This window comes from Pseudomonas sp. NFACC02 (assembly GCF_900110765.1).
Classification (GTDB): Bacteria; Pseudomonadota; Gammaproteobacteria; order Pseudomonadales; family Pseudomonadaceae; genus Aquipseudomonas.
On record NZ_FOEO01000062.1, the window covers coordinates 1 to 24,903 of the forward strand.

Genomic DNA, 24,903 nt, shown 5'->3' on the forward strand with positions numbered 1-24,903 from the left:
AGATGAATCTCCTGACCTGCCTCGATGAACTGGCCGGTGCCGATCGAGACGTGCTGGTTGACGCCGACCGTGAGGTGGTCGTCGGCCCTGGCGTGTACTTTGCGGTCGGCGTGGACGGTGCAATGCTCTTCGGCCTTGAACTCGCTGTAGCTGTTGTGCTCCACGGTGTCGTGCCGTTCGTGGCCGACGTGGATTTTCTGGTCGTGCCCGATGTTTTGATCCCAGTTGCGCTGGGCGTGCACGAAGATCTGCTCTTGGCCTTTGCGGTCTTCGATGCGCAGTTCGTTGAAGCCGGCGCCGCCGGGTGAGCTGAGGGTCTTGAAGGTGGTGCGGGTCTTGTGGACGGGCAGTTCGTAGGGCACGGCGTTGGTCTTGTGAAACAGACAGCCGCTGATCAGCGGTTGGTCGGGATCGCCCTCCAGGAAGGTCACCAGCACTTCCATGCCGACGCGCGGGATGGCGAGGCCACCGTAATGCGCACCGGCCCAGGCCTGCGAGACGCGCAGCCAGCAACTGGTCTTGTCGTCAGACTGGCCCTCGCGGTCCCAGTGAAACTGTACTTTTACCCGGCCGTACTCATCGCAATGAATCTCTTCCCCTTTGGGGCCGGTGACCCTGGCGCTCTGGCTGCCGAGTATTCGCGGTTTCGGATGCTTGAGCGGCGGCCGGTAGGGCACTTCCCACGGCGTCGCCCTGAAGGTATTGCGATAGCCCTGCAGGAAATCATCCTTGAAGCGCGCCGTATCGCTGTTGATCGACTCTTCCAGCACCTGTGGCTGCTTGCCTTCGTGGAGGATTTCGGTCAGCAGCCACAAATCGTTCCAGCGGGCCTGCGGGTGTCGGGTCAACGCCAGGAAGTGGCCGCTGACCAGCGACGGTTGATCGCTTTTGCCTTCGGCCAGTTGGAAGTCGCTGCGATGCCGTTCCAGCGCGCGTCTGGCCAGGTGTCTGCCACGGTCGCGGTGGGTGAAACGCCCCGGATAGTCGTAGTCTTCGAGATCGGGCATGACGCCGCTGCTGTCGTCGCTTTGCAGATTCAGGTGCGGCTTTTCAAAGTCATGGTCGCGGCGAGTGGTGCGGGTGGTGCGGGTTTCCAGGCGTACGTCAAAGCCCTTGATCACCGGCTCGCTGGCGAGCATCCCGCAATCCTGCTGATAGGCGACAGGCGCCAGCCTGGGGAACATCACCTGGTCATCGGCGAACACCAGCCTGTGTGCCGTGGGGCTGTGTTCGAAGTGGTAGTGAATGCCTTCCTCTTCGCACAGACGCTGGATGAAGTGCAGGTCCGATTCATCGTATTGCACGCAGTAAATGCGCTCGGGATAAACAGCCCCCACCTTGAAGGCGTAGGCATTGCTCTGGATGCCATGTTCCTCCAGGACCTGGGCGACGATGTCCGGCACGGTGAGGTTCTGGAAGATGCGCTGGTTAACGCGGTGGGCCAGATAAGAAAGGCGCGGACGCAGGGTCACGGAGTAATGCGTCAGGCGTTTGCCGGAGTCACCCTGGGCGACGCGATAGATCTGCCCGTGGATGCCGTGACCGTCGGGCGAGAGCTGCAGGAAGGCCGGCTTGTGCAACAGCTTTTCGAGGTCCAGTGAAGGCCGTTCGCTGACCAGTTCCACATCAAACCCGAACGGTTCACTGATCGTTTCGCGACCCTTGAAGGCATGAACCTGAAGATCGTCTGAAAACCCTTCGATGGTCAGGCTGAAATGGGTCCGGTTGGCCGGTGCGGACATCCCTTGTTCCTTCTGCATGTGGCTGCGCTGGCCAATACCCAAGGGCATCAGCAAACGTAAAAGAGAGGTAAGCATGCAAGCGCACCGACCCGCCGAGCGGGCCGATGCGCGAGACGATCAGTCGTGGTCAAACGACCGGAGAGCGCCAGTCATCGGAACCGGAAGTGCCGGAAACCTCGTGGGTCCAGGTGATTTTGCGGTAGGTGAGCTGCACCTCTTCCTGGAGCATGAGATGAGCGTTGTCGAGGTCCTGGCAGTTGGGCATGGTGTTGTTGATGGAGACGACGATCGCGTCTTCGAGTGTGGTGGTGTAGTAGTGCTCCTGAGCGCCTAGCGCCGAAGTGCGGTAAAAGTGAATGACGATTTCGGTCAACCGCTCCCCGGAGGTCAGCGCGGCCAGCAGCAATGGTGATGACTTGTCGTGGGCCTTGGTGATGGTCACGGGCTTGTGAACGCGTTGACCGGTCGGTTGGCCGGATTGCGGATCCCGTGGAATGATGATGTCGTGGTGGAAGGCCTGAATCATGACCTGGTCTTCGTGACCGTCCTGATAGGTGTTGCCAACCGAGTCGGCGGTAAATGCGCCGGCCGTGATCAGACCTTGTTTTTCGCCAGTGACGGACATGTACGCTGGAGTTGCCATGAATGCTTCCCTTGCTGAAAGTTGGGTTGTCCGAAGAGCGGAATTGCCCGCCGGGGTAGACAAGGGAAATCAATTAATGTGCCAGAAAATAAAAAGCCCATATAAAACAGGTTGTTATAAATTCTGTTGGTTATTTATTAATCAAGAATAGGCTAAAAAACCCTGAAAAGTGCGCAAGAAGTTGCGCAGTGCTGTGCAACTTCTTGCGCACTTGTCTGTAAGTATTTAATTGCATGGCCTGCGTAGAAGTATCCACAGGGTTATCCACGGAGAGGTGCGCAACTTGTTGCGCATAATGGCTATATAGTTTCTCGGCGTTTTTTAGGACTTTCAAAGTTTGAACGGTGAGCGGATCAAAGTCTGTCAGGCCTCAATAACCTGTCATCTCCAGATACCCCACGCCCTTCTGACTTCCACTCACCTGAACCGGACCTTCCCAATAAGGAATCTGCAGGTTCATCCAGGCGTTGGGGTTAAGCGCTTCAACCGTGACATCAACATTTTTACCGGGGATTTTGACCGACCAGCGGGTCGGCATGTCGCGGTCTTCGATTTCAGTGGTGTCTTGCGGCTCAAGCTCGATGTCCTTTGCATCAAGCCTTTGCGTGCTGCCGTCGGCGTTGATCCAGGTGCCGGTGAGGTAGGGCTCGCCGTCCTTCTGCCGCATGCGATAGAGCATGACGTCGGCGCCGTCGCTCAGGTGCAGTGAGAACCAGTCCCAGCCGGTCTGGTTTTCCGTCAACGGCTGGCTGCTCCATTCGCGGTCCAGCCAGGCGGGGCCGGTCACTTGATAGGTTTTGCCGTCGATCTCGAGGGTGCCTTCGGCCTGAAAAAACGGCTGACTGTAGTAGTACGACGCCTGACCTTGCTCCGATTTCTGACTGAATCCCTGTTGGCCTTGCAGCACCAGAGGCTTGCTCGACGTCAGGTGCAGGTGATAGCTGAACTGCGGTCCGCGGGCTTGCAGTTGCATGTCGGCCAGCGGGTCTTCGATGCTGGCGTGACTGGTCAACGCCCAGTCATCGATCCACGCCGACATCGGCGCCAGGGTGACGCCCGCCTGACCCACGCCGCCTCGGGCGTAACGCTCGGCGGCGTAGTGCTCGTCCTCCGAGGTCACAGCCGCATGGCCCATCCACAGGTTGCGATTGTTCCAGCCGTGATTGTCCTGCGGCGCTGTGTTCGAGCGGGGCAGGGCGTTGCGGAATAAGGTCCACTGCACGCCAAACGACTGGCCGTCGGCGTCCTTGAGGTTGGCGGTGATGTACCACCATTCGATGCGGAAGTCGTTGTGCGCGCCATGGTCCAGCGGAAACAGGAAAGTCTTGCCCGGCGTGACTTGCGCGTATTGGGTCGCATCGTCCGCCAGTCCCGCGAAGCCTTTCTCCTCGTCGGGTTTGTCGTCGCAGCCGGCCAGTAACACAGCGGCCATCAGCAGGGCCATCGCCTTAACGGTCATTGGCGAACGTCCTCAGCAGGTCGGCAGGGCGGGTGCGGTACAGGCGATACAACGGCCATGCCGAGGCGAGCAGGGTCGCGAGCATCGCCAGCAGTGTCAGACGCAACAGCTGCATCGGGAACACCTGCAACGGCAAGCGCCAGCCGAAGGCCTGCACGTTGATGACCGCATCCAGACACCAGGCCAGCAAAAGCCCCAGCGGGATCGCCAGCACCAGGGTCAGCACCGCCAGCAGCCAGGTCTGCGCAAGATTCAGCAGCATCAATTGCCGGCGCGTGACACCCAAAGCCCATAACGGCGCCAACTGTCCGAGGCGACTCTGGCTCTGGGTGAGCAGGCTGATGAACAGTGCCACACCCGCGACCATCAACGTCAGGCTGTTCAAGGCGGCGGTCGCGGCGAAGGTGCGTTCGAACACTTGCCGGGACCACGCCTTGAGCTGGATCTGGTCGACGATGCGGTTGTCGTCGATGGTGAACTTGTTGTGCAGCACACGCAGCAGTTGCGGGATGGCCCGAGGATCGATGCGCAGGTTGAAGCGGTTGGGCGTCAGTTGCGGCCAGTGCTGGAGCAGGTGATCGGCGTTCACCAGGATGTGGCCCTTCGGGTTGCCGTAGTCGGCGTAGATCCCGACCACACGCAGCGGCCAGGCGCCGTCCGGTGCGGGCAGAGTGACCTGATCGCCCACGCCGACCTTGAGGCGTCGCGCCAGTTGTTCGCTGAGCATCAGCGTGTCGTCAGATGCCAGTTGCGCCCAGGCATCGCCGCTGACCGACTGCAGCAAGGGCCAATGCTGGCGGTAATGTTCGTGGTCGATCACCCCGTACAGCTCGGCCGGCCAGCCTTTGAGTTGCAACGATACCTGATAATTGGGCAGCACGGCCGAGGTCAGCGGCTGTTCGCTCAGCCATTTTTGCAACGGCGCGGCCTGGGCCGAGTTTTGCGGATTGATGTACAACTCGGCGCTCAGGCGTTGTTCCAGCCAATGGGTGAAGGTCTGACGGAAGCCCGACGTCATGCTGCCTGCGCCGATGTTGGCGGCCATCGCCAGCAGCAAGGCCATCAGGGCCAGACTCAAGGCTGGCAATTGTTGGCGGCAGTCGGCGAGAAACCATTGCCCCAGCACAGACCGGCTTTTACCCAGCAGCAGGTTGAGCAGGGCGTTGAGCAGTACGGGCAGGCCCAACGCCGCACTGAGCAGCAGGCTCGCCATCAACACAAAGCCCACCGCAAGACTGTTGCCGAACAGCACGGCGAGGATCGCGATCACGGCGGAAACCCCGGCGACCCAGCCCTGACGTTTCAACCAGCGTGCGTGGGTTTCATGCCAGGCCTGTGCGTTGGCCAACGCCAGCAAAGGCAGGCGCGCCGCGCGCATCAAACTGCTGGCCCCGGCGAGAAAGGCGCCGAGCAGGCTCACGCCCAATCCGCTCAGCCACCACCCGATGCTCAGGTTCAGGTGCCCGGCCACTTCTGCGCCATACAGGCCCCGCAAGCTCGCGGCGACGTCAGGCAACAACAGGCTCGCGAGCCAGTAACCACTGATGACCCCGGCGATACCGCCCAGCAGCGCCAGCACGCCCAGTTCGATAATCAGGCTAACGATCAATCCCCGTGCACTGACCCCGCACGCGCGCAGGTTTCTCAACAGACCTCGCCGCTGTTCCAGCGCCAGACCGATGGCTGCGTGGACGATGAACAGCCCGACCACGAACGACAGGAAGCCCAGTGCGTCGAGATTCAGGTGAAAGCTTTCGGTGAGACGCCCGAGGTCGTTGTCTTCGCCGCTCTTGCGCATCACCAGTTCGCCCTTGATCTCGTCGGGCAGGGCGGGGGCGTTGTCGGCGAAGTCTTTGGGCAAGATCAGCCGTGAGATCTGGTCGGGCTGACTCAGGAGTTGCTGTGCGAAACCGATGTCCATCAGCAGCAGGCCGGGCGCCATGTCGGGTTGGGCATGCAGCGGCGGCAAGGTCTGTCCCGTATCGGTCTGAGGCTGGTCGCCTTCATGCAGGCCCAACGCCTGCAGGGTTTGCGGGGAGATCCAGGTGCTTCCGGGCGGCGTGAAAAACCCGACTATTTGTGCGGTGTCCAGGGACTGGCCGGCCAGTGCCGTGTTGGCAGGCAGCGACACCGGCTCGATACCCAGCAAGGTCAGGCGTTGGTCGGGCACGTCCTTGAGCGTAAGGCGACCCCGCAGCGCCGGCGAGACCGGCCAGCCTTCACGACGCAGGGTGACAAACAGGTCTTGCGGGAAGTTCGCGCCGTTGGGGGCGACGAGGATGTTCTGCGGCTCGCCGCCAATCAGCTGGCTGGCCTTGGCGTAACTTTCGCGCGCCTGGCTGTTCAATGCCTGCACGCCGGTGAGCAGGCTGGTCGCTAGCCACAGGCCGGTCAGCACGCTGAAGAACTGAACAGGATGACGCCGCCAATGACTCAGCAGCGCTTTCAGCGTCCAGTAGAAGACCGCCATCAGCGTTCGCCTTCAGTGGCCAGACGTCCCAGATGCAACACTTCCTGGCGGTCCAGTCGTGCTGCGACTCTAGGGCTATGGGTGACCATCAACAGGCTGGTGGGGCTGTCGGCGAGTAGGTCGAGCAACAGCTGCAGGACTTCATCGCTGGTGTTTTCGTCAAGGTTGCCGGTGGGCTCGTCCGCCAGCAACAAGCCGGGGCGCGAGGCGAGGGCGCGGCCAATGGCGACACGCTGTTGCTGACCGCCGGAAAGTTGTTCGGGGTAACGCTTGAGCAGTGCGCCCAGCCCCAGACGCTCGGTGAGTTCGGCTTGCCACTCAGGCTGGTAACGACCCGCGAGGCGAGCCTGAAACGCCAGGTTGTCTTCGACCTTGAGGCTGCCGATCAGGTTGAACTGCTGGAACACCAGGCCTATTTCGGTACGCCGCCAGTTGGCCAGCTGGGCTTCGTTCATTTGATCAAGGCGCTGGCCGGCAATCTCGATGCTGCCTTGATCGACCTGATCGAGGCCCGCGACCAGATGCAGCAAGGTGCTCTTGCCGCTGCCCGATTCGCCCATCAACGCCAGGCTTTGCCCCTGGCCCAATTGCAAATCCACCCCGCGTAATACGGCCAACGGGCCTTGGGCCGTGGCATAACTTTTGAACACGCCTTGGACTTGCAGCATCGACCTGCACCTGGAAGAGGAGTGAGGTGGAGAATACCGGGTTGGCCGGGGGAGATGTACAGCGGTGTTGTGCTGGTGTGTAGCGGGTTGGTTACGTTGGATGTTTGCGGAGTGGAGTCAGCTCGCCAAGCCCCCAAACGATGAGTGATCTATGGGCACTTGCTCTTCCCATTGAGATCTCAGAGGCCGTCATTATGTTTTGCAGATATAGCCAATTGGAATGGAGATTATTGCAAAACAATATGCGCTTTTATCGCGATCTTCGGTTTTTGTCTTTACGTGTTCCTGTTACTGAACGATATTGAGACTGGCTCGAAAGGCTTTATAAAATTCATTTGGCAAAGGATGGCAGAGATGACTGTTTACAAGGTTACTTTAGATATTCCAGATGTTGGGTTGAAGGTGTTGGAAGTTTCTGATGACCAGTACATCCATGACGCGGCGGAAGACGCGGGGATTGATGTGCCTTTTACTTCTACTTGCCGCGCCGGAAAGTGCTCAGCCTGCGCCGCAAAGCTGGTCTCAGGGACGATTGATCAAAGCGAACAGGACTTTTTGGATGATGATCAGATAAAGGACGGTTTTATACTTCTGTGCGTGAGTTATGCGACATCGGATTGTGTGATCAAAACAAGCCAGGAAGAAGGTTTATTCTAGCAGGCAGTCTGTTGGCACTCTTGATGAGAGAAAGCATTAACGTCTTGTCATTGTTAATATTCTGTGTTGCGATCAACTAATGAAGCATGGGTCGGATCGGGCACTAGGCGTTGCTTGTTCCCACAGTAGTTCCGATTCGTGCCGCCTATTTACCCCGAATCAACCCGCGCAACACAAACCGGTTCGGGTGACACGCCTCGGCCACGGTGCGGGGCAGGGGCAGGGGTTCGTTGTCGAGCCAGGCGGCGATCAGCTCGCCGGACAGTGGCGCGGTGATCAGGCCGCGTGAGCCGTGCCCGCTGTTGACGTACAAACCTTCTACCCAAGGGCAGGCGGTCTGGGGTGTTTGTCGGGCGTCCTTGCGCAGCACCGCGTACGCCCCGAGGAAGGCGTCCTTGTCCGCCAGCGGTCCAACGATAGGCAGGTAATCCGGACTGGTGCAGCGAAAGGCGGCCCGGCCTTCCAGTTGCTCGACAGGCAACCGATTGGCCTCCAGGCGTTCTGTCAGGTCGTCGGAGATTTCCCGCAGCAGATCCAGATTGCCCAGATGTTCCGCAGCGGTCGGCGTCAGGTCGTCACTGTTGAAGTCGAAGCTCGCCCCGAGCGTGTGTTCGCCCAGGCGCGCCGGCGCCACGTAGCCCTCGGCACAGACCACCGTGCTCAATGAGGCGCTGGCGCTGGTTTCAGGCAGTCGGGTGATTTGCCCCCGAATGCGTTTGAGCGGCAAATCGGCGCTGGGCGGGAAGCGCTTCACCTCCGCCGCGCCTGCGAGCACCACGACCGGTGCCGAATCCAGCAGCTGGTCGCCGTCCCATGCCTGCCAGTGATCGCCTTCACGTCTTAATTCGACTACGTCGTGGTGTGCCATAAGGCGGATCTTCGCCGCGCTCGCCTGATGACGGCACAACGCAGGCGGGTGTACCCAGCCGCCTTCGGGGTAAAACAGGCCGCCGCTGTTCAGCGCAATACCCGCCTTCGCTTCGGCAGCGGGCCTGTCGAGAACATGCACCAGCTCGGGGGAAAACGCGTCGGCCAGTTGCGCCTGACGTTGGTGTTCCTTGTTGTCAAACGCCAGTTGCAGCACGCCGCAATCGTCCCAGTCGACGCCGCGCTCCAGCCTTTCCAACAGGCGGCGGGTGTGACCAAAGCCACTGAGGATCAGTTGTGAGAGCGCGGTGCCGTGGGCGGACAGCTTGAGATAAAGGACGCCTTGTGGGTTGCCGGATGCCTCTCGCGCGAGGTCTGCATGACGCTCCAGCAGACTGACCTGCCAACCCCGGGACGCCAGACTGGAGGCGGTCGCACAACCGGCCAGGCCGGCGCCGATGACCAGCGCCTTGCGTTTGTTGCCGGACACTGCCGGTCGCGCAAACCAGGGTTTGCATGGCGCAGGTGCCGGCACATCTTCCGGCCAGCCGAGAAAGCGGCCCTTGAGCACTTCCCATTTGTGGCCGATGCCGGGCACGCGCTTCATCTTGAAACCTGCTGCGTTCAACGCGCGCCGGACCCAGCCGGTGCTGGTGAATGTGCCGATAGTCGAGCCCGGCGCGGCCAGACGGGCCAGCTCGGCAAACAGTTCGGGCGTCCACATTTCCGGGTTTTTCGACGGCGCGAAACCGTCGAGAAACCAGGCATCGATCTTCCCATCCAGTTGCGGCAGCATCTCCAGCGCATCGCCGATCAGCAGGGTCAGCGTGATGCGTCCGCCATCGAACACCAGGCGTTGAAACCCCTCATGAATGGCGACGTATTGCTCCAGCAGTTGATCGGCGAAGGCTTTCAGTTCCGGCCACAGGGCCAGCGCCCGCACCAGGTCGGCGCGGCTCAACGGGAATTTTTCGACGCTGACGAATTGCAGGCGCGCCCCGGCTGTGGCGCAGGCTTCGAACAGCTGCCAGACACAGAGAAAGTTGAGCCCGGTGCCAAAGCCGGTTTCGCCAATCACCAGACGCCCGTCCGCTGCCAATGCAGCGAAGCGTTCGGGGAGTTCGTTCTGGGTCAGGAACACATGACGCGTCTCGGCGAGCCCCGATTCATTGGAAAAATAGACGTCGGCGAACGTGCGAGAGATCGGGTTGCCGTTTTCGTCCCAGTCGAGCTGGGCGTGCTGGATAGTCGTCATGATTGGGCTGTGAAAGGCGCTTTGGCAGGTGCAAGGTCGGCATCTTAACGCACTGCGGGTGCGCTATCGCAGCCGGCGGATTGATCCATGGCACGGATTTGCGGTCACAACCGTCACTGACCTCATTCGATCCGCTAGTCTTGAGCGATCAGGAACAGGAGCCGTACATGTTCGAATCCGCTGAAATCGGCCACACCATCGACGACGAAACCTACGACGCCGAAGTGCCGGCCTTGCGAGAAGCATTGCTTGAGGCTCAGTACGAGCTGCATGAACAGGCCAAGCGCCAGATCATCATTTTGATCAACGGCATTGAAGGCGCGGGCAAGGGCGAAACGGTCAAGCTGCTCAATGACTGGATGGATCCGCGCTACATCGAAGTGCGCACTTTCGATCAACAGACCGATGAAGAGCTCGCTCATCCGCCGGTGTGGCGCTATTGGCGTCAACTGCCGCCGAAGGGACGTATCGGCGTGTTTTTCGGCAACTGGTACAGCCAGATGATCCAGGGCCGGGTGCACAAGCAGTACAAAGACCCGGTGCTGGATCAAGCCATCAATGGCGCCGAGCGCCTTGAAAAGATGCTCGTCGATGAGGGCGCGGTGATCTTCAAGTTCTGGTTTCACCTGTCAAAACAGCAGATGAAATTACGCCTCAAGACCCTCAAGGACGACCCGCTGCACAGCTGGCGAATCAGCCCGTTGGACTGGCAGCAGTCAAAGACTTACGACAAGTTCGTGCGCTTCGGCGAGCGCGTGCTGCGTCGTACCAGCCGCGACTATGCGCCCTGGCACGTGATCGAAGGCGTCGACCCTAACTACCGCAGCCTGACGGTGGGGCGCCTGCTGCTGGAAGGTTTGCAGAATGCGCTGAAAACGCCGGAAGGCAGTACCAATCTGGTCAACCTCGGGCCGCTGCCCAGCAACACCGACGAGTTGAGTCTGCTGGACAATCTGGACATGACGCTGGCGCTGGAAAAGGACGATTACGACGAGCAACTGATCACCGAGCAGGCGCGTCTGTCGGGCCTGATGCGCGACAAGCGCATGCGCCGTCATGCATTGGTGGCGGTGTTCGAGGGCAACGACGCAGCCGGCAAGGGTGGCGCGATCAAACGCGTGGCCGGCGCGCTCGATCCACGGCAGTATCACATCGTGCCGATTGCAGCGCCGACGCAGGATGAGTTGGCGCAACCGTACTTATGGCGCTTCTGGCGGCAAATCCCCGCGCGGGGCAAGTTCACCGTGTTCGACCGTTCCTGGTACGGCCGGGTGTTGGTCGAGCGCGTCGAAGGCTATTGCTCCGAGGCCGACTGGCTGAGGGCGTACAGCGAGATCAACGACTTTGAAGAACAACTCACCGACGCCGGCATCGTTGTCGTGAAGTTCTGGCTGGCGATTGACGATAAGACGCAGCTGGAGCGTTTCCAGGCCCGCGAAAAGATCCCGTTCAAGCGCCATAAAATCACCGAGGACGACTGGCGCAACCGCAAGAAGTGGCCGCAGTACCGCGAGGCCGTCAGCGACATGGTCGACCGTACCAGCACCGAAATAGCCCCGTGGACACTGGTCGAAGCCAACGACAAGCGTTGGGCGCGGGTGAAGGTGTTGCGCACGATCAACGAGGCGCTGGAGGCAGCGTTCGCGAAGGGGGACAAGAAGCGCAAGTAGATCGTAAATTCTGTTTGCGATCTAAAACGGTGAGAGCGGATTCATTGTCTGGCTTGATGGTAGGTGATTACCTCGTACCTGTAGGAGCGAGCTTGCCCGCGATACGTTGTATCTGACGATGGAAATGCATCGACTGTACCGACGTCATCGCGGGCAAGCGCGCTACGGCCTTCGGCCAGAATCAAGAGCAGACTGCATACGCTCATGCGATCCGGCGCCCCTTGCAACTCCGCTTCTGCCCTTAGGGCGTAACAATTGTCTACTCACATCACATGCGCAGCCTACTCGGAGGCTTCTGCCTGCGAGGCGTAGGAGCGCGGCTTGTCCCGCGATCTGCCGGGAACCGGCAGCAAAACCGGTGCATGCGGAGTGTCAGGCATAACCGGGTCGCCTGATTTTGCTGCCGCTTCGCGCCAGATCGCGGGCAAGCGCGCTCCTACAGGTTTAGCGAGAATCGATAGCAGGCGGCACACCGTCAGGTCACGATCAGGCGTCTCTCACCACTTCGCTCCCACGGCCTTCGGCCAGAATCAAAAGCCTCTGCCTCTACTTCTAAGTGCCACCCGCAGCCCGCAGCCTCCGACTTCACGCCGATCCGCTTCTGCCGAAGGCGTAGGAGCGCGCTTGCCCGCGATCTGCCGGGAACCGGCAGCAAATCCGGTGCATGCGGTTTGTCAGGTACAACCGAGTTGCCTGATTTTGCTGCCGCTGCGCGCCAGATCGCGGGACAAGCCACGCTCCTACGCCTTGCAGGCAGAAGCCTCCGAGTAGGTTGCACATGTGATGTGAGGAAGACAGTTGCTACGGCCTTCGGCCAGAATCAAAGGCCATGCCGGGAGCACTGACTACCGCTCCCGCAACGCCTCGGTCCTGGCTTTCAACACCGGTTTCAACAGGTAATCCATCACGCTTTTCTCGCCGGTGATGATGTCCACGGTCGCGACCATGCCGGGGATGATCAGCAGGGGTTTGGCGTCGCTGCCCAGATGGTTTTTGTCGGTGCGGACCTGGATCAGGTAGAAGGTATTGCCCTTGTCGTCGGTGGTGGTGTCGGCGCCGATCAGCTCCAGTTTGGCGGGCAGCCCGCCATAGATGGTGTAGTCGTAGGCGCTGAATTTCACCATCGCTTTCTGACCCGGGTGCAAGAAGGCCACGTCCTGTGGACGCACCTTGGCTTCGATCAACAGGTTGTCCTCCAGCGGCACGATTTCAACCATGTCGCTGCCGGGCTGAACCACGCCACCGATGGTGTTGACCTTCAGCGTCTTGACGATGCCTTTGACCGGCGAGGTGACCGTGGTACGGGTCACGCGGTCGTCGATGGCGATGCTGGTGGCGCTGGCCTTGGCGAGGTCGGCGCGCTTGTCGTTCAGGTCCTTGGCGGCGTCTGAACGGAAGCTGTCCACCGACTCCTGAATTTTGCTTTTGATCTCATTGATGGCGGCCTCTGCCCGAGGAATTGCCAGTGACGTCGCGTCCATCTGTCCCCGCGCTTCGGACGCCTTGCCCTTGAGCCGGATGATCTCCACGGGCGACACCGCGCCACTGTTCACCAGCGGTGCCGACATGCTCAGCTCCTGCTGAATGAACCCGAGCTGGTTGCGGTACTGATCCTGTTTCGAGCGAAACTCGGCGACTTCCTGCGTCTTCTGTCGCAGTTGTTCTTGCAGCGTGCGTTGCTCGCTGGCCAGACGACGCTGCCGTGAGTCGTACAGCGACTGCTCGTCTGCCGCCACTTGCGGCGCTTTGCTCAGCACCTCCGCGGACGGTTTGAACGGACGGCCTTCTGACTCGGCCGACAGGCGATCGACCTGCGCCATCAGCGTGTATTTGTCGACCTCGCTTTCCCCCTTGTTCGACAGAAAACGTGTGTCGTCCAGGCGCAACAGCGTGTCTCCCTTGTTTACGATCTGTCCTTCACGCACGAAGATCTCGGTGACGATGCCGCCTTCCAGGTTCTGGATGACCTGAACCTTACTCGACGGGATCGCCTTGCCCTCGCCGGTGGTGACTTCCTGCAGCACGGCGAACTTGGCCCAGACCAGCGCGCTGATGATCAACGCGGCGGTCAGCCAGACCGTGATTCTGGACCCGCGGGACGCGTCCTGTGCCACGACGCCAGCGACCTCCGGCATGAACTCGGTATCGATCTGCCGACCAGGGTGAAAATAATGCTGAGCGGATGACATAGGGAACGCTCCTTAGACCGTGGCCGGGCCGACACGGCCCTTGCGCAGTGCTTCGACGACAAGTTCTTTGGGACCGTCGGCGACCACCTTGCCGTTGTCCAGTACCACCAGCCGGTCGACCAGACTCAGCATCGACATGCGGTGGGTGACCAGCAGCAGGGTCTTGCCTTGCATCAGGGTGAACAGCTTCTGACGCAGCGCGTCTTCGCTGCCGTTGTCCATATGGCTGGTGGGTTCGTCGAGCAGCATGATCGGCGGGTCGAGCAGCAACGCGCGAGCCAGCAACACGGCCTGGCGCTGACCGCCAGACAGCAACTGCCCGCGCTCCCCGACGGGCCGGTCGAAGCCCAGCGGATGATGGCGCGCCAGCTCGGTCACGCCGGTCAACTCAGCCACTTCGAGCATCCGGGCGTCGGTGACATAACGGGCGCCAAGGGTGAGGTTATCCCGCAGGCTGCCGGCCAGCAGCGGCAGGTCATGGGCGACATAACCCACTTGCTGACGCAGGTCGGCGACGTCCACCTGGCGCAGGTCAAGACCATCGAGCAACAGTTGCCCTTCATCCGGTGCGTAAAAGCCCATGATCAGCCGTGCCAGCGTGCTCTTGCCCGAACCGCTGCGGCCGATGATGCCGATCCGCTCGCCCGGTTTGACGGTGATGCTGATCTCGTTCAATGCGGCCGAGGTGCCCGGGCCGCCATAGGCGAAGCTGGCTTTGACGACTTCTATCGCCCCTTTGAGCCGGGTGTGCTGCAGTGGGTGTTTGGTCGGGTCGCGCTCTTGCGGCAGGGCCATCAGTGCGTCGGTGCTTTTCATGGTGATCTGCGCTTGTTGATAACGCGTGATCAGCCCGGCGATTTGCCCCAATGGCGCCAGCACGCGGCTGCCGAGCATGTAGCTGGCCACCAGTGCGCCAACGCTGAGGTTGCCCGCGATGATGATGTAGACACCCGCGACGATGGTGGCCATGCCGGAGAACTGCTGTATGAACAGTGTGCCGTTGCTGGCCAGCGCTGACAGATCGCGCGCGTGGCTGTCGAGGCGGGTGAGGGCGCCATGGGTATGTTCCCACTTGTGCTGACGTTCGCTTTCGGCGCCGCAGGCTTTGAGGGTTTCCAGACCACCCAGCGTTTCCACCAACAGCGCCTGACGTTCAGCCCCCAGCGCAAGGCTGCGTTCGACGGTGTCGCGCAGGCGTATCTGGATGATCCAGGCAAACAGAATGGTGACCGGAAACGCCACCAGCGGAATCACCACCAACCAGCCACCCAGCAGCCCGATCACGGCCAGCATCAGCACGGCAAAAGGCAGATCGATGATGCTGGTCAGGGTCACGGCGGTGAGGAATTCGCGTAGGCCCTGAAAGTCGTGAATGCTCTGAGCGAAGCCGCCTATGGTTGCAGGCCGTGCCTTCATCGCCATGCCGGTAATGCGCTCGAACAAGGTGGCGGACAGGATCACGTCGGTCTTCTTGCCGGCCTGATCCAGCAGGCGTGCACGCACCAGCCGCAAGGTCAGTTCAAAGCCGGTGCCGATCAGTAGCCCGATGGCCAGCACCCACAGGGTGGACGTTGCCTGGTTGGGCACAACGCGGTCGTAAGTCTGCATGACGAACAGCGGCACCATCAGTCCCAGCAGGTTGATCATCAGGCTGGCGAGAATCGCGTCGCTGTACAGCCAGCGTGACAGCTTGAGTGTGTCGCGGAACCAGGCGTTCACCCTGGGCACCAGCGGTGTGCGCAGGTTTTCCAGCTCATGACGGGGGCGAGCGAACAACGCCTGGCCGGTGTACAGCGCGGCCAGCTCTTCACGGGTGACGTGCTGTTCGCCGCCCTCGGCTTCGCTCGGCAGAATCAGCGCCCGACCGTCGTCCTCCCACCGACGCAGGACTGCGCAACGATTGCCCTTGAGCAGCAGCAAGACGGGCAGGTTCAAGCCATCGATGTCGTCCAGCGGGCGGCGCAGAACGCGCGCCTGTAACCCGGCGCGCGCGGCGGCTCGGGGTAGAAGCTCGATGCTCAAGGACTGTTGTGCCAGCGGCAGACCGGCGCTGAGGCTGGTCCGGCTGGCGCTGCAATCGTGGAGCCGGCACAGGATGAGCAAGCCATCCAGCAACGGGTCATCGAAGCTCGAACGTGGGTCAAATGCGGGTGCTGGTTCAAATACGGGCGGCATGCTGGTCACAGACTTCTCCCTGCGCTCGCGCGCTACTGCTTACTTCAGTTCGCTTACTTCAGTTCGGGAAGCCGGGCTTCGCTTTTGACTTCCGTCAGCGCGACTGCGGCCGTTGGCAACACCACACGCGCTTTGCTCAGCAATTCGCCTTCCGTGGCCAGCACCCGGTACATCGAGTACTCCTCGGTGTAGCGCAGTTCGGTGTAGCGTCGGGCCGCGTTGTACAGCTCGTTTTCACTGTCCAGCAGGTCGAGCAGGGTGCGTTGACCCAGACCGAACTGGTCCTGATAGGCCGCGCGAACCTTGGTTGTGGTTTCGGCGTATTCGCGGGCGATCGGGGTCTGGACGCGGGCGTTGTTCATGGCGTTCCAGGCCAGCGACAGGTTCTCGTTGATCATGCGCAACGCGTTGTTGCGGATGTCCATCGCCTGGCCGGTCTTGTAGGAATCCGAGTTCAGGCGGGCCTTGTCGCGGTTACCGTTGAACAGGTTGTAATTCATCACCACGGCGGCCCGCCATTCGTTGTCGTGGCCTTCTTCACCCTGCAGGTTGTTGTTCGCGCCGACTGCGAGTTCACCGTCGAACCGTGGGTAAAACGGCGATTTGGCGACTTCGTATTGTTTCTCGGCGGCGTTCACGTCGGCTTGTGCCGATTTCAGGTAGGAGTTATTGACCAACATGCTCTGCCGGGCATCGCTCAGGCTTTTGGGCACTTCGCCTTTTATCGACGCAGGGGCCTCAAGCTCATCGGGCATCTTGCCCACGGCGCTGAAGAAATTGGCTTCGGCGTCGGCAAGGTCCACTTGTGCGGTGTAGAAGTTGTTCTCGGCCAGCGCACGACGTGCCTTGGACTGATCGCTGTCGGCGTTGCTGCCAATGCCGCGGTTGGTGCGCAGGCCAATCTGATCGTTGATGCGCAGGTGTGCCTGCAGGTTGTTCTTCGCAAGGTCGAGCAGTTCGCGCCGCTTGAGCACTTCCAGGTAGACCTCAATGGCCCGCAGGGCGAGGTCCTCAGCGGTGCCGCGCAGGTAGTACGCACGGGAATTCACAACCGCCTGGGTCCGACCCACTTCGTTCTTGGTATTGAACCCGTCGAACAGCATCTGACGCAGGCGCAATTCCGACTGGGTGTAGTTGAGCGTCTCTTCGTTGTGATTGCCGAACGCGCGAGTGGTCGGGCTGTCGGTGTGCTCACGCCCATAGGCGGCGATCAGGTCAACGGTGGGGAGATAGCCTCCTTTGGCGATTTTCACATCTTCGTCTGCGGACAATCGGTTGTTCACGTTGGAGTGAATCTCCGGGTGATTGTCGACGGTGTTCTGAATCGCTTCATTCAGTGACATGGCTTGCGCTTGAGCGCAGGCGACCGCCAACACAACTGCACTGTAAAGCGGGGTCAAATCGCGCATGAAACTTCTCCCTGAAATAATTTAGTATCGATCTGCCAAAAAACCGGCGAATTTTCAGTTGAAACCGTATCAGGTTTGTAACATCAGAGATAAGAACAACTTTGAGAAAAGCTCAGACGTTTTTCTCATAAGCCTTATTCCAAAAAAAACTTATGCCATTTCGAGATTTCAGGAGAAGGTTGGGGTAAGGATTTGCGCTTATTCAAGGTTTTACGGGCGTATAAATCTTTTTTTCGACGTTTAAACGGAAATTTGACGGCATTCGTTCAAGTGGTTTTTCGAGGAAAAACTTGAAAAGATTCAGCGACATAAAATTGTCGTTTGAGTCGATCTGCTGGCCATGTCGTCGCGCTGAATTAACAGTTTTTGTTGGATTAATAACATTTTTTGATTCGGTGTTTGCACAAAGGGAGTGGATATGGCCAGCTTGATCGGGACTGTGCGGCAGGTAGTGGGCGAAGTTTTCGCGGTGGCGAGCAATGGCACCAAGCGTCTGGTGATCGAAGGCGACAAGGTCTATGCCGGCGAACAACTGCAAACCGGACCGTCAGGCGCGGTCGCGGTCCATCTGGCCAAAGGTGGGGAGCTGACGCTGGGGCGTGACAGCAGCATGCCGCTGACGCCGGAGATCCTCGCCAACCACGCGACCCACATAGACACCCCGGATGCAGCGCCGAGCCTGGCGCAGCTGTCCGACGTGCAGCAGGTCCAGCAGGCGATTGCTGCCGGTGCCGACCCGGGTCAGGTCACCGATGCACCCGCCGCAGGCAACGCCAATCCGGGGGGGTCGCCCTCGGCTTTGGGAGGCGGGCACTCGTTCGTACTGCTGACCGAAACGGCGGGCGTCGTGACGCCGGTCATCGGATTTCCGACAGCCGGTCTGAGCACCACCTTCCTCCTGCCGGAGCTGGAGGTAGGTGGGGCAGAGAACGGTTCCCCGGACGCCGGTCTTCCGCCTCTTGAACCCCCACCGATCGTGCCTCCACCGATTGTCGAGCCGCCGGTGGTGACGCCGCCAGGCAATCCTCCGCCCGATCAGCCACCTCCAGATCAACCGCCACCAGTGGTGGACAACGGCGTGACCCTCAGCTCCAGCGACGTGACGCTGAACGAAGCCAATCTGGCCGACGGCAGCCAACCGAACCCTGGAGCCCTTACCCAGAACGGCGTGATCAACGTTTCTGCGCCCGATGGCCTGCAGACCCTGACCATTGGCGGCATCGACGTCGTGGTCAACGGCGTCGCAATCACCTCGCCGCAGTCGATCACCCTGCCATCCGGCAACACGCTGACCATCCTGGGTTACAACGCGGCCACCGGCGAAGTGACTTACACCTACACGCTCACCGGTGCGGAAACCCACAATCAGGGTGACGGCACGGTCAACAACGAGCAGATCCCCGTGCATGCCGTGGACCGCGACGGCGACGTGGCCGACGGCAACATCAACGTCCACGTGACGGACGATGTGCCTCAGGCCAATCCCGACATTGGCTACGTCAAGGAAAATGGCGAAACCAGCGGCAATATCCTGGGTAACGACGCGGCCGGCGCAGACGGTCCGGGAGCCGGTGGTCTGATCATTGGCGTACGAGCTGGCAGCGACACGTCGACACCCGTTATCGGTGGCGTGGGCACGGTGATTCAAGGGCTATATGGCACGTTGACGGTGGATGCCAACGGACACGCGTCTTACATGGCCAACCCGAACAATGGTGGGCAGGGCGATGCGCAGGACGTGTTCACCTACACCATCCGCGACGCCGACGGCGACACCAGCACCACCACCGTCACGGTCAATGTTTTCCACAACGATGGCGTCATCATCGGCGGCAGCGATTGCACAGTCAGTGAGGCGAATCTGGCTGACGGCAGTCACCCGGACGCCGCTGCGCTGACCCAGACCGGCACCGTGAAAATCACCGCGCCGGACGGTCTTCAGACTCTGACCATCGGCGGCATCAACGTCATCGAAAATGGCGTGGCGATCACGTCGCCGCAATCGACCTCATTGCCATCGGGCAGCACGTTTACCGTTATCTCCTACAACCCGACCACGGGCGAGGTGACTTACACCTACACGCTCACCGGTGCGGAAACCCACAATCAGGGTGACGGCACCGTCAACAACGAGCAGATCGCCGTGCATGCCGTGGACAGCGACGGCGACATAGCCGACGGCAATATCAATGTCCATGTGACGGACGACGTGCCGCAGGCCAATCCCGACATTGGCTACGTCAAAGAAGGTGGCGAAACCAGTGGCAATATTCTGAGTAACGACGCGGCCGGCGCAGACGGTCCGGGAGCCGGCGGTCTGATCATTGGCGTACGGGCTGGCAGCGACACGTCGACACCCGTTATCGGTGGCGTGGGCACGGTGATTCAAGGGCTGTACGGGACGTTGACCGTGGACGCCAATGGCCACGCGTCTTACATGGCCAACCCGAACAATGGTGGGCAGGGCGATGCGCAGGACGTGTTCACCTACACCATCCGCGACGCCGACGGCGACACCAGCACCACCACCGTCACGGTCAATGTTTTCCACAACGATGGCGTCATCATCGGTGGCAGCGATTGCACAGTCAGTGAGGCGAATCTGGCTGACGGCAGTCACCCGGACGCTGCTGCGCTGACCCAGACCGGCACCGTGAAAATCACGGCGCCGGACGGTCTTCAGACCCTGACCATCGGCGGTATCAACGTCATCGAAAATGGCGTGGCGATCACGTCGCCGCAGTCGGCCACACTGCCATCGGGCAGCACGTTTACCGTTATCTCCTACAACCCGACCACGGGCGAGGTGACTTACACCTACACGCTCACCGGTGCGGAAACCCACAACCAGGGTGACGGCACGGTCAACAACGAGCAGATCGCCGTGCATGCCGTGGACCGCGACGGCGACGTGGCCGACGGCAATATCAATGTTCACGTGACCGACGACGTGCCTCAGGCCAATCCTGATATTGGCTACGTCAAAGAAGGTGGCGAAACCAGTGGCAATATCCTCGGGAACGACCAGGCGGGCGCCGACGGTCCGGCAGCGGGTGGTTTGATCGTTGGCGTGCGCGCGGGCAGCGACACCTCGACGCCGGTTTCCGGTGGCGTCGGCACGGTGATTCAGGGCCTTTACGGCAACCTGATCGTCGATGCCAACGGCAATGCCTCGTACCATGCCAACCCGAATTCGGTGAGTCATGGTGGCGAACAGGACGTCTTTACGTACACCATCCGCGACGCCGACGGCGACACCAGCACCACCACTGTCACGGTCAATGTCTATCACAACGATGGCGTGACCATCGGCGGGGGCGACTGCACCGTCAACGAAGCGAATCTGCCGGGCGGCTCTCATCCAGATCACGATGCGCTGACGCAGACCGGTACCGTAAAAATCACCGCGCCGGACGGCCTGCAGACCCTGACCGTGGGCGGTATCAACGTGGTCGATCACGGCGTGCCACTCTCGTCTCCACAGTCGACCACCCTGCCATCGGGCAGCACGCTGACCGTCCTCACCTACAACCCGACCACGGGCGAGGTGACGTACACCTACACGCTCAACCAGTCGGAAAACCACAATCAGGGCGATGGCACGTCACTCAACGATCAGATCCCCGTGCATGCGGTGGACAATGACGGTGACGTCAGCGACGGCAATGTCGTGGTCAAGATTCTCGACGACACGCCTCAGGCGCACTGCGACATTGGTAACGTCGCGGCGGGCGGTGATGTCAGCGGCAACCTGCTGCTCAACGATTCGGCGGGCGCAGACGGCGCAGGCCCTAATGGCCTGATCGTCGGCGTACGTGCCGGCGGAGACACGTCCACTCCTGCATCGGGCGGTCTGGGCAATGTGATCACCGGGCTGTACGGCACGCTGATCGTCGACGCCCAGGGCAATGCGACCTATCACAGCAACCCGGCGCTGGTCGGCCCGCAGGGCGAGCAGGACGTGTTCACTTACACCATCCGCGACGCCGATGGTGACACCAGCACCACCACGGTCACGGTCAACGTCGCGCCGCCATGCCCACCGGTCGCTTGCAACGATCATGACGTCACCGTGCAGGAAAGCGCGCTGGATACCCATAAGGATGGTCAGGACCTGGCGCCCGGAAAAGTTACCGGCAGCCACCCGGGATCGACCGCCGAAACCGGAACCGGCACGGTTGCCGACTCAGCCCATGGCGGTTATGGCGCATTGACCTTCAGCCTTGACGGCGCACACAACGGCACCGCTCAAGGTCAGTTTGGCGTGCTCCATCTCAACGCGGACGGCAGCTACACCTACACCCTCACATCGGCACCGAAAACCACGCCAGCCGCCAATGATGGGCCGAATATCACCCATGACACGTTCAATTACACGGTCACCGATTCGCTGGGTCATTCATCGACCGCGCAGATCGTGGTCAACATCGTCGACGATCAACCGAAAGCCGCCTGCATCGACAAGACCGTGACCAGCGAAGGCGTGGACACCAACCTGATGCTGATCGTCGATAACTCGGCGAGCATGAACGAGGCGTCCGGGGTGAACGGGCTGACGCGTCTGGGCCTGGAAAAACAGGCGATCATCGAACTGCTGAACAAGTACGAAGCCCTGGGCGACGTGAAAGTGCAGTTGGTGACCTTCAACAGCCAGGCCAACATTGGCAGCAACGAATGGGTGGATGTTGCCACGGCCAAGGCCATGGTCAATGCGTTGACCGCTGGCAATGGCACTAACTACGATGCCGCGCTGGCCGCTGCACAACAGGCATTCGTCGAGAAAGGCGCCATCGCGGGCGCACAAAACCTCGCGTACTTCTTCTCGGACGGCAACCCGACGACGTCGCCGCAGCATTCTGATCCGGGCCACGTGCCTGACCCTGCACGCGGTGACGGTATCGACGCGACCGAGGAGCATGCCTGGACCACGTTCCTCGACAGCCATCACATCAACGCCTTTGCCATCGGTGTTGGCACCGACGTGAGCAGCACCTATCTCGACCCGGTCGCCCACAACGGCGCGACGGGCACCAACACCAATGCCGTGGTCGTCACGGACCTGGGTCAGTTGAACGTGGTGCTCAGCGGCACGGTGCAGGGCGGGGTGCATGGCAGTCTGCTGGAGGGCGGAAGTTTCGGCGCCGATCAGGGGTTCATCAAGTCCGTCAGCGTGGATGGCACAACCTATACCTTCGATCCCAAGGCCTCCGGTCATCAAGGAAGCGTCACCACCCGCGGTGGGGAAAACCATGGCGTCTTCGATGCCCAAACCCACACCCTGACGGTCACCGGTGAGCATGGCACGCTGGTGGTCAACATGGGCACGGGCGAATACAGCTACACACCGTCCGTGGGTGTTACCCACCCGGTGACCGAAGGCATTCACTACGTGCTCAGCGACAACGACGGGGATCTGGCCTCGGCCAACCTCAATGTTCACGTCGTTCCGCCGCCCGTGTACGAAGCGCCGATGGCGGTGGCCGACAACGTCATCACCAACCTGGGCGGTTCGAGCATCGTCATTCCGGGCGCCGCGCTGGCGGCGAACGATATACCGGGCAATGGCGGCGCGCTGACGGCCTCGCCAGATACGTTCAACACCGGGTGGACCGCCAAGGGCGCTGATTTTTCTGCGGGCTCGCTGAAAACCCTTCAGTTTGCCGGGGTCCAGAACAAAGACAGCAATCACCTGAAAAACCTGGACCGCAGCGATTTCTTCAACAACACGGCGACCACCGCCTTGCTGGTGATCAGCGGTTATCTGGGGGCGGTCAATGCGGCGCCTTCCAACGCCCAGGACCTATACAGCGTACACCTGAGAGCGGGGGAAACCGTCACGGTGGACCACAGTCTGACCAACGATGTGTTGGGCATGGCCTGGAAGTTTGAAGACGGCGCCTATCACGGCCTCTCCGATGGCAGTACGTTCACGGCCACTGAAGAGGGCACTTATCGTCTGATCGTGGTCAATCAGGCCGACCCTGGCGTGAAAGAACACTACAACCTGAACCTGACCATCGATTACGCGGCGGTCAACACCACGCCGGATGTGCACAGTACCTACACCGTCACCGATCCGCATGGCGGCAGCAGCACCGCCGCAGTGAACATCGCGCATCAGGATGGGGATACGGTGTCGGGCACTGCCGGCGATGATGTCCTGGTCGGCGCGGCCGACAGTCACCTCCACGGTGGCGACGGCAATGACGTGCTGGTGGCAGGGCCTGGCACCAACGAACTGTTCGGCGACAACGGCAACGACATGCTCTTCAGCGGTTCGGGCAACGACTTGCTCGACGGCGGTGCCGGGAACAACACCGCCAACTACTCGCTGGCCACGGCAGGCGTGACGGTGAGCACCGCCGAGCTTGGAGCGCAGCACACGGGCGGGGCCGGGACCGATACGCTGGTCAATATCCAGAACCTGATCGGCTCCAACTTCAATGATCACCTGACGGGCGATCAGGGCAACAACGTGCTCAATGGCGGGCTGGGTAACGACATCCTCAACGGCGGCGCGGGTGATGACCTCCTGATCGGCGGGCCGGGCAATAACACCCTGACCGGTGGTTCCGGGCACGACACCTTCCAGTGGCAAGCCGGCAACACCGGGCATGACACGGTCACTGACTTCAACTTCGGTCTAGACAAACTCGACCTGTCGCAGCTGTTGCAGGGTGAGCATGCCGATGCCAATTCACTGGAGAACTTCCTGCACTTCAGCGTCAGCGACAACGGCGGTTCTTTGGTTTCGTCCATCGGCGTGAGCAGTGTGGCGGGTGGGGCGACCACTCAGACTATCGACCTGGCCGGGGTTAACCTGGCGCAGCAGTACGGGGTTTCTCCGGGGGCAGGCGGTGTGGTGGCGAGCGGGCACGATACCGCTTCGATCATCAACGGCATGCTGGGGGATCATTCGCTGAAAGTGGACACGGTTTGAGGGAAAGGCTTGCGGTGTGCCTGGAACACCGCACCAATGGTTTCGCGTCGCGATGTGCGCTCTTGGGAAGAGCGATTGGTGCGGCGCGGATTGGGTTGTTTTGTAAAGCGAGTGGGTTGGCATCAGGGGTTAGGTGTCTATCTGATGGTGCGAAGCGCTGATCTTTTGGTTCTGCCTGACGGTAGAAGCGTTCCGCCTTCGGCGGGTTACTTGAAAACCGGAATGCCGGACCATCCCCAAGTAACCAAGTGTAGGAGCGTGGCTTGTCCCGCGATCTGGCGCGCAGCGGCAGCAAAATCAGGCGACTCGGTTATGCCAGACCCATCGCATGCATCGGTCTTGCTGCCCGTTCCCGGCAGATCGCGGGACAAGCCACGCTCCTACAGTAGCTAAAGACTGATATCCAGGATCGTTCCCACGCTCTGCGTCACTAGTGTCCGGTAAAAACCGAAGGGGGAGCTTGCTCCCCCTTGCTGTTGGCCGCCTTCAGTCATAATCGGATTTTTCAGACTCGATTTTGACTCATGTTTTCCAGCACTTTTTTAACTCAGTTGCTCAGTGCCATCCCACGCTCTTCATTCGAGCGATCCGTCGAAGCACATCAAGCTGATCGCTACGTCAAACGCTGCACTTCCTGGCAATTGTTGGTGACGTTGGTCAGCGGCCATTTAACCCAAGCCTTGAGCCTGCGGTCCCTGGCGACTTTCTCCGAGACTCTGGCCCCGCATCGCTACCATCTCCGGGCCGGTCCCATCGCTC

13 protein-coding genes are annotated in these 24,903 nt (G+C 60.8%); 4 read left to right on the plus strand and 9 right to left on the minus strand.

The features are described 5' to 3' along the window. From BMY73_RS26335 to BMY73_RS26355, 5 genes are all read right to left on the minus strand, one after another. Positions 1 to 1,742: type VI secretion system Vgr family protein (locus BMY73_RS26335; protein WP_092409950.1), on the minus strand; the 1,742-nt coding region annotated here is incomplete at its 3' end. A 127-nt stretch (positions 1,743 to 1,869) separates the two neighbouring features. After that, on the minus strand, positions 1,870 to 2,385 hold the full coding sequence (locus tag BMY73_RS26340; protein ID WP_062391131.1) for an Hcp family type VI secretion system effector: 516 nt from the start codon (positions 2,383 to 2,385) through the stop codon (positions 1,870 to 1,872). A 370-nt stretch (positions 2,386 to 2,755) separates the two neighbouring features. Continuing rightward, complete coding sequence (locus BMY73_RS26345) at positions 2,756 to 3,844, minus strand: lipocalin-like domain-containing protein (protein ID WP_062391075.1); 1,089 nt, start codon at positions 3,842 to 3,844, stop codon at positions 2,756 to 2,758. Continuing rightward, positions 3,834 to 6,314 carry an ABC transporter permease gene (locus BMY73_RS26350; protein WP_062391076.1) on the minus strand — a complete coding sequence of 827 codons (2,481 nt, stop codon included), beginning with the start codon at positions 6,312 to 6,314 and terminating at the stop codon, positions 3,834 to 3,836. Before BMY73_RS26350 ends, BMY73_RS26345 begins: the two co-directional genes overlap by 11 nt. Beyond that, positions 6,314 to 6,982 carry an ABC transporter ATP-binding protein gene (locus BMY73_RS26355; protein ID WP_092410793.1) on the minus strand — a complete coding sequence of 223 codons (669 nt, stop codon included), beginning with the start codon at positions 6,980 to 6,982 and terminating at the stop codon, positions 6,314 to 6,316. The genes BMY73_RS26350 and BMY73_RS26355 overlap by 1 nt, the downstream gene beginning before the upstream one ends. A 354-nt stretch (positions 6,983 to 7,336) precedes the next feature. On the opposite strand from BMY73_RS26355, the gene BMY73_RS26360 reads away from it, so the two are divergent. Next, a complete protein-coding gene (locus BMY73_RS26360) occupies positions 7,337 to 7,639 on the plus strand; it encodes a 2Fe-2S iron-sulfur cluster-binding protein (protein WP_062391078.1) in 303 nt (100 codons plus the stop codon). Between the two features lie 145 nt (positions 7,640 to 7,784). Here BMY73_RS26360 and mnmC read toward each other — a convergent pair whose 3' ends face one another. Then, complete coding sequence (gene mnmC / locus BMY73_RS26365) at positions 7,785 to 9,761, minus strand: bifunctional tRNA (5-methylaminomethyl-2-thiouridine)(34)-methyltransferase MnmC2/FAD-dependent 5-carboxymethylaminomethyl-2-thiouridine(34) oxidoreductase MnmC1 (RefSeq protein ID WP_092410795.1); 1,977 nt, start codon at positions 9,759 to 9,761, stop codon at positions 7,785 to 7,787. A gap of 167 nt (positions 9,762 to 9,928) precedes the next feature. Here mnmC and pap point away from each other — a divergent pair, with 167 nt between their 5' ends. Beyond that, positions 9,929 to 11,431, plus strand: a complete 1,503-nt coding sequence (pap, locus tag BMY73_RS26370; protein WP_062391080.1) for a polyphosphate:AMP phosphotransferase — start codon at positions 9,929 to 9,931, stop codon at positions 11,429 to 11,431. A gap of 845 nt (positions 11,432 to 12,276) precedes the next feature. Here the strand turns inward: pap and BMY73_RS26375 are convergent. The 3 genes from BMY73_RS26375 to BMY73_RS26385 are packed head-to-tail and all read right to left on the minus strand — an operon-like array spanning position 12,277 to position 17,204. Continuing rightward, positions 12,277 to 13,620, minus strand: a complete 1,344-nt coding sequence (locus tag BMY73_RS26375) for an HlyD family type I secretion periplasmic adaptor subunit (protein ID WP_092410797.1) — start codon at positions 13,618 to 13,620, stop codon at positions 12,277 to 12,279. Between the two features lie 12 nt (positions 13,621 to 13,632). Next, positions 13,633 to 15,795, minus strand: a complete 2,163-nt coding sequence (locus BMY73_RS26380) for a type I secretion system permease/ATPase (RefSeq protein ID WP_092410801.1) — start codon at positions 15,793 to 15,795, stop codon at positions 13,633 to 13,635. A gap of 53 nt (positions 15,796 to 15,848) precedes the next feature. Continuing rightward, positions 15,849 to 17,204 carry a TolC family outer membrane protein gene (locus tag BMY73_RS26385; protein WP_062391082.1) on the minus strand — a complete coding sequence of 452 codons (1,356 nt, stop codon included), beginning with the start codon at positions 17,202 to 17,204 and terminating at the stop codon, positions 15,849 to 15,851. A 418-nt stretch (positions 17,205 to 17,622) separates the two neighbouring features. Here BMY73_RS26385 and BMY73_RS26390 point away from each other — a divergent pair, with 418 nt between their 5' ends. Together BMY73_RS26390 and BMY73_RS26395 are read left to right on the plus strand one after the other, a co-directional pair. Beyond that, positions 17,623 to 24,144, plus strand: a complete 6,522-nt coding sequence (locus tag BMY73_RS26390) for a retention module-containing protein (RefSeq protein WP_092410799.1) — start codon at positions 17,623 to 17,625, stop codon at positions 24,142 to 24,144. 524 nt (positions 24,145 to 24,668) lie between these two features. Then, a partial coding sequence (locus tag BMY73_RS26395; protein WP_139214285.1) for a DUF4372 domain-containing protein occupies positions 24,669 to 24,903 on the plus strand: 235 nt, incomplete at its 3' end.

What these genes read in the sequence shown, in the direction of transcription:
- BMY73_RS26340 (WP_062391131.1), bottom strand. Translation starts at nt 2,385, where the DNA reads ATGGCAACTCCAGCGTACATGTCCGTCACTGGCGAAAAACAAGGTCTG.
- BMY73_RS26345 (WP_062391075.1), bottom strand. Translation starts at nt 3,844, where the DNA reads ATGACCGTTAAGGCGATGGCCCTGCTGATGGCCGCTGTGTTACTGGCC.
- BMY73_RS26350 (WP_062391076.1), bottom strand. Translation starts at nt 6,314, where the DNA reads ATGGCGGTCTTCTACTGGACGCTGAAAGCGCTGCTGAGTCATTGGCGG.
- BMY73_RS26355 (WP_092410793.1), bottom strand. Translation starts at nt 6,982, where the DNA reads ATGCTGCAAGTCCAAGGCGTGTTCAAAAGTTATGCCACGGCCCAAGGC.
- BMY73_RS26360 (WP_062391078.1), top strand. Translation starts at nt 7,337, where the DNA reads ATGACTGTTTACAAGGTTACTTTAGATATTCCAGATGTTGGGTTGAAG.
- mnmC (WP_092410795.1), bottom strand. Translation starts at nt 9,761, where the DNA reads ATGACGACTATCCAGCACGCCCAGCTCGACTGGGACGAAAACGGCAAC.
- pap (WP_062391080.1), top strand. Translation starts at nt 9,929, where the DNA reads ATGTTCGAATCCGCTGAAATCGGCCACACCATCGACGACGAAACCTAC.
- BMY73_RS26375 (WP_092410797.1), bottom strand. Translation starts at nt 13,620, where the DNA reads ATGTCATCCGCTCAGCATTATTTTCACCCTGGTCGGCAGATCGATACC.
- BMY73_RS26380 (WP_092410801.1), bottom strand. Translation starts at nt 15,795, where the DNA reads ATGCCGCCCGTATTTGAACCAGCACCCGCATTTGACCCACGTTCGAGC.
- BMY73_RS26385 (WP_062391082.1), bottom strand. Translation starts at nt 17,204, where the DNA reads ATGCGCGATTTGACCCCGCTTTACAGTGCAGTTGTGTTGGCGGTCGCC.
- BMY73_RS26390 (WP_092410799.1), top strand. Translation starts at nt 17,623, where the DNA reads ATGGCCAGCTTGATCGGGACTGTGCGGCAGGTAGTGGGCGAAGTTTTC.